Source organism: uncultured Granulicatella sp., assembly GCF_963515615.1.
Taxonomy (GTDB): Bacteria; Bacillota; Bacilli; order Lactobacillales; family Aerococcaceae; genus Granulicatella.
On the sequence record NZ_CAUPZT010000003.1, the window covers coordinates 64,373 to 70,372 of the forward strand.

The window sequence follows — 6,000 nt, forward strand, 5'->3', positions numbered from 1 at the left end:
TCCCTAGCTACTATATAGCAAAGTCTATTTCTAAATTTATCAGTCTAAATCAAGCTGCCCCGTATACAATTGATAGTACACACCTTGTTTTTCCATTAAACTTTCATGGTTCCCACGCTCAATAATCTCACCATGGTCCATAACCATAATCACATCCGCATTACGAATCGTCGATAAACGATGGGCAATTACAAACGAAGTTCTACCTTCCATCAATTGGTCCATCCCTTTACTAATCAACGCTTCCGTATGACTATCAATCGAACTAGTCGCTTCATCCAAAATTAACACCTTCGGATTTGCTACTGCAGCCCTAGCAATCGCTAATAACTGTCTTTGCCCTTGAGAAAGACCTTCACCATCACCAGTAATCTCCGTTTGATACCCATGAGGCAAACGTTTAATGAACCCATGCGCATTCGCTAATTTCGCAGCTTTTACCACTTCATCATCTGTCGCATCTAAATTCCCATAACGAATATTATCTGCAATCGAACCCGTAAACAAATGCGTATCTTGTAATACAATCGAAATGGTTTTACGTAAATCATCTTTCTTAATTTCCGTAATCGGAATTGTATCAAACGTAATTTCTCCATTATCAATTTCATAAAATCGATTAATTAAATTCGTAATCGTAGTTTTCCCAGCACCTGTTGCACCCACAAAAGCTACTTTCAATCCTGGTTCAGCCCAAACATTGATTTTTTTCAAAATTGGTACATCTGAAACATAACTAAAGTCCACTTCATTCAATTGAATATTCCCAACAACAGGGATTCTCTCTTCTCCTTTTACCCAATACCATTGTTTTGAATCTGTTTGATCTAAAGTTACAGTTCCTTCATCCACTTCAGATTCTTCTTTTAATATCGCAAAAATTCGTTCTGCCCCAGCCATTGCAGCTAATAAGACATTTGTTTGTTGTGACATTTGTGCTAATGGTTGTGCAAATGTTCTTGAATATTGTAAAAATGAAGCTAACGCCCCAACGTCCATTCCTTGAAATACGACTAAATATCCACCAACTGAAGCGGTTAAAGCATAATTAATATAACTAATATTGCCTAAAATAGGAAACATGATATTTGAATTAAATTGTGCTTGATTCGCAGCTTCTCTTAATTGAGAATTTAAAGTTTCAAATTCTTTTAAGACTAATGTTTCATGATTGAATACTTTAACGACTTTTTGCCCTTCAATATGTTCTTCTACAAAGCCATTCACTTGCCCTAGAACTTTTTGTTGTTCAGCAAAGAATTTACCCGAACGACCTGCTACTACTCTAACAATCGCAAACATAATCAAGACCATAACAATCAACATTACTGTTAAAATTGGAGATAAAATAATCATCATCACAAAAGTTAGCACCAATTGTAATAAAGAGCTGACAATCATCAACATACTATTATTAAACGCTTGTTGGATATTTTCAAAATCATTTGTAAAACGAGACATTAAATCCCCATGTTTATTTGTATCAAAGAAACGAATTGGCAATGTTTGAATATGGTCGAATAAATCTTTTCTCATCGTTTCAATCGTTTGTTGACCAATCGTAATCATAATTTTCCCAGAGAAATAATTCGCAATCGCCCCAATAATATAAATCAACCCAATGACTCCTAGCATTTTTGCTAGACCTACTACATCTTTTGTCGCAATAAAATCATTAATTAATGGTCGAATAAAGTAAGTCCCTACAATTCCTGCAGCACTACCTAACACAACTAATAAAAGAACAGCGAAAAGACTCCACTTACTTTTCCATAAATAGCTCCATAAGTCAGCTAATGTTTGCTTTAAATTTTCAGGACGTTTTGATCCGATTTTTTTAACGCTCATCTACTTTCGCTCCTTCCATTTGAGTTTCATAAATTTCACGATACAGTTCGTTATTTTCCATTAATGTTTCGTGTGTTCCAATTCCATTCATTTTTCCATCTTCTAACACAACAATCTTATCTGCACCTTGGATAGATGAAATTCTTTGCGCAATAATAATAACAGTTGTATCTGGTAAATGATTAAAGAACGCTTCACGAATTAATGAATCTGTTGATGTGTCCACCGCAGAAGTTGAATCGTCTAAAATTAAAACAGCTGGTTTTCTCAACATTGCTCTTGCAATACATAAACGTTGTTTTTGACCCCCAGAGAAATTTCTTCCACCTTGTTCAACTTTTGTATCATACCCTTCTGGCATTTCCATAATAAACTGATGTGCCTGGGCATATTTAGCAACTTGAATCATTTCTTCTTCGGTTGCATGAGGATTTCCCCATAATAAGTTTTCTCGAATCGTTCCAGAAAACAGTGTATTTTTTTGAAGAACCATCGCTACTTGACTTCTTAAATCAGAAAATGCATAATCACGAACATCTTTCCCTGCAACTCGAACACTTCCTGCCGTTGCATCATACAATCGAGGAATTAACTGAACTAGTGATGTTTTACCAGAACCGGTTGGCCCAATAATTCCAAGAATTTGTCCACTTTTCACTGAAAAATGAATATCATTTAACACTTCTTCTTGTTGATCTTTTCCGTATGAGAAATGAACATGATCAAACTCAATATCGCCACGAGTAATTTCTGTTGGAATCACTTGCTCAGGTTCTACAATATCCACTTCTGTGTCAATCACTTCAAAAATACGATCCATTGAAGCTTTTGTCATCGTTAACATGACAAAAACAAAGGAAATCATCATTAAGGACATTAAAATTTGTGTAATATAAGAAATGAAACTAATTAATTCTCCAGTCGTCATTTCTCCATGCATTACAAATTTTCCACCAAACCACATCACAGCAATTGTACAAGCGTAAACCGTTAATTGCATGATAGGGTTATTCCATACGATGACATACATCGCATGTAAAGCACGTGTTTTAAAGTTTGTATTTTCAACACCAAACTTCACACGTTCGAAAGGCTCACGAACAAAAGATTTCACTACTCGAATTCCAATAAAATTTTCTTGAAGAATGCGGTTAATACCATCTGTTGCTTGTTGTAATAATCTAAAACGAGGAAACGCTGTTGAAATAATAAGCGCCAAGCTTACTACTAAAAATGGAACTGCAACTACAAAGACTAATGACAATTGTGCATTTAATGACACCGCAAAGAAGAATGCAAATAAGAACATCATTGGCGCACGTGCTAAAATACGCATCGTCATAATCGCTGTATTTTGAACATTTGTCACATCACTCGTCATACGTGTAATTAAAGACGCATTTGAAAAGAAATCCAAATTCTTAAATGAAAATTCTTGAATTTTCTTCATTTGCGCACTTCTTAATTCACTTGCAACACCGGTTCCTGCAATAGATGCAAATTTTGCACCTAACACCCCTGCCCCAAGAGAAATCATTGCAACGATAATCATTAAAATTCCATACCATAAAATCATAGTAGTATCTCGATTTGGAATTCCTTCGTCAATAATTTTTAACATAATAATTGGTTGCCCAACTTCACAGACAACTTCCACTAAAATGGATAAAAATGCTAAAAACGGAAAATATTTATATTTTGAAAAATAGGGAACTATTTTCTTTAACATCCTTTCACTCCTCTTTCCATTTCATAAAAAGTATTGTATCTATTCTAACAATGTTCATAAGGTTTTTCAAATAATATCAAAATGAATATAGAGATCTTCTACTCAAAAAAACTATGATTTTCCGAAAAAATTCTTGACAGTCTCTCTAAACTCTTTTATATTGTTAACATAAACAGATTCAGGAGGTTAACAATTATGAACAAAACATATTCTTTAACATTAATCGCATTGGGAGCAGCATTAGTGGCAGCATTGTCACCCTTTCAAATTCCTTTAGGGCCAATTCCCATTACGCTGCAAACCTTAGCCATTGGATTAGTTGCTACTATCTATCGTCCAAAAGAAGCCACACTTGCTATTGTACTTTATTTATTATTAGGAGCTATTGGACTACCTGTTTTTGCTGGTGGGAAAGGTGGATTTCAAGCTTTCTTTGGACCTACTGCTGGTTTTTTAGTTTTCTTCCCAGTTCGTGCATTTGTCACTTCGATTATTGCACAAGGAAAACACAATGCCATTCGTCTCTTTTTAGCAAATCTTTTAGGAGAAGTTGCCCTATTTATTGGTGGAGTGATTGGATTTATACTAATTACACATGCTGATTTTTCAAAGGCTATCAATCTCGTGGTACTTCCATTTATTTTACCAGATTTGATTAAAATCACTTTAACAACAATTTTTGGGTTATTATTATTAAAGAGTTTAAAAAATAAACCTTATTTTAGACAGGAAGCATAATTTTTTTGTGAGGTTAGGATGTAATATTCTACCCTCTTTTTTTTATAGATTCTCTTTTATTCAACTTAGTAGGCACATGGAAAAACTTATGGTAAAATACAAAGCATTAGAAGAGAAAAAGGAGGATGAATTGTGACAGAATTACAATATATTAGTACTCGTGATAAAAATAATCGTGTAACAGCTTCTCAAGCAATCTTAAAAGGGATTGCTGAAGATGGAGGATTATACGTTCCCACAACAATGCCACAATTATCATTAAACTGGGAAACATTGCAACATCAATCTTATCAAGAAATTGCATTTCCTATTTTAAAAGCATTTTTAACTGACTTTTCAGATGAAGAATTACAACATTGTATTCACTCTGCGTATAATACAACTTTTGATGATTCAGCAATTGCACCTGTAAAAAAAGTTGGCAATGCCTACATTATGGAATTATTTCATGGACGTACCATTGCCTTTAAAGATATGGCCTTATCCATTTTACCTTATTTATTAACAACTGCGGCTAAGAAAAATCAACAAGATAAAGATATTGTTATTTTAACAGCTACTTCTGGAGATACAGGAAAAGCTGCCTTAGCAGGATTTGCAGATGTACCTCATACAAAAATTATTGTCTTTTATCCAAAAGGTGGCGTAAGTACGATTCAAGAACGTCAAATGGTTACTCAAGCTGGCGATAATACATTTGTTTATGGTGTTAAAGGAAACTTTGATGATGCTCAAACAATGGTCAAAAAACTATTTAATGATGCAGATTTAAACCAAACATTATCAGAAAAAGGATTCCAACTTTCTTCTGCTAACTCTATCAACATTGGTCGTTTATGTCCTCAAGTGGTGTATTATGTTTATGCGTACGCTCAATTAGTTAAACAGGGAGCTCTTGAAATTGGAGAATCGATGAACGTTGTCGTTCCAACTGGGAACTTTGGAAATATTTTAGCAGCTTATTATGCAAAACAATTAGGTGTTCCAATCCAAACATTAGTCTGTGCTTCAAACGAAAATGATGTATTAGTAGACTTCTTCCACACAGGAACATACAATCGTCAAAGAAAATTCGAAGTAACAAGTTCTCCAAGTATGGATATTTTAGTTTCAAGTAACTTAGAACGATTAATTTTTGAAATGACAGGAAGCAATGCCGAAGAAACAAAAGCATTAATGGATTCATTAACCAATAATGGTCACTATCATATCGAAAAAGAAGTATTACACTCATACGAAGAGTTTTATGCTGCTCGTGCTAGCCAAGAAGAAACAGCTCAAACCATCGAATCTGTTTTAACAAAAGAAAACTATTTGTTAGATCCACATACAGCAGTAGCTCAATGTGCTTATGATAAATATCAACAAGAAACAAAAGACAACACTCCTACAGTTATTGTATCAACAGCAAGCCCATACAAATTCCCACAAAGCGTTGTATCTGCTGTAAAAAATTCTGACGTTAGTGCTTTAAGTGATCAACAATTAATTGATGAAGTACGAAAATTAAGCGGAGTAGAAATTCCTCTAGCCGTTACAAGTGTACTAGAAGCAGAAATCAGACACACAAGAGTACTTGAAATCTCAGAAATGAAGCAATCCGTTTATGACAGTTTAAATATTTAACGTCAAAAGAGGCTGGGCAAAAAGTCTCAAAAATAGAAGAAAGCACTATAAAATTCTGA

General features: G+C 34.2%; 4 protein-coding genes. 2 read left to right on the top strand and 2 right to left on the bottom strand.

All coding sequences use genetic code 11. The features are described from left to right. Positions 1 to 39: 39 nt before the first annotated feature. Positions 40 to 1,848, bottom strand: coding sequence for an ABC transporter ATP-binding protein (locus RYL55_RS01425; RefSeq protein ID WP_315006637.1), 1,809 nt, complete (start codon positions 1,846 to 1,848; stop codon positions 40 to 42). After that, entirely contained in the window at positions 1,838 to 3,577 is a 1,740-nt protein-coding gene (locus RYL55_RS01430) for an ABC transporter ATP-binding protein (protein ID WP_315006639.1), read from the bottom strand. Before RYL55_RS01430 ends, RYL55_RS01425 begins: the two co-directional genes overlap by 11 nt. A 195-nt stretch (positions 3,578 to 3,772) precedes the next feature. Here RYL55_RS01430 and RYL55_RS01435 point away from each other — a divergent pair, with 195 nt between their 5' ends. Together RYL55_RS01435 and thrC are read left to right on the top strand one after the other, a co-directional pair. Further along, entirely contained in the window at positions 3,773 to 4,315 is a 543-nt protein-coding gene (locus RYL55_RS01435; protein WP_315006641.1) for a biotin transporter BioY, read from the top strand. A 132-nt stretch (positions 4,316 to 4,447) separates the two neighbouring features. Next, positions 4,448 to 5,941 (top strand): threonine synthase, encoded by a 1,494-nt coding sequence (gene thrC / locus RYL55_RS01440; RefSeq protein ID WP_315006643.1) that lies wholly within the window; start codon positions 4,448 to 4,450, stop codon positions 5,939 to 5,941. Positions 5,942 to 6,000: the final 59 nt, after the last annotated feature.

Excerpts from the sequence above, each read along its gene's own strand:
- RYL55_RS01425 (WP_315006637.1), bottom strand. The coding sequence starts at position 1,848 with ATGAGCGTTAAAAAAATCGGATCAAAACGTCCTGAAAATTTAAAGCAA.
- RYL55_RS01435 (WP_315006641.1), top strand. The coding sequence starts at position 3,773 with ATGAACAAAACATATTCTTTAACATTAATCGCATTGGGAGCAGCATTA.
- RYL55_RS01430 (WP_315006639.1), bottom strand. The coding sequence starts at position 3,577 with ATGTTAAAGAAAATAGTTCCCTATTTTTCAAAATATAAATATTTTCCG.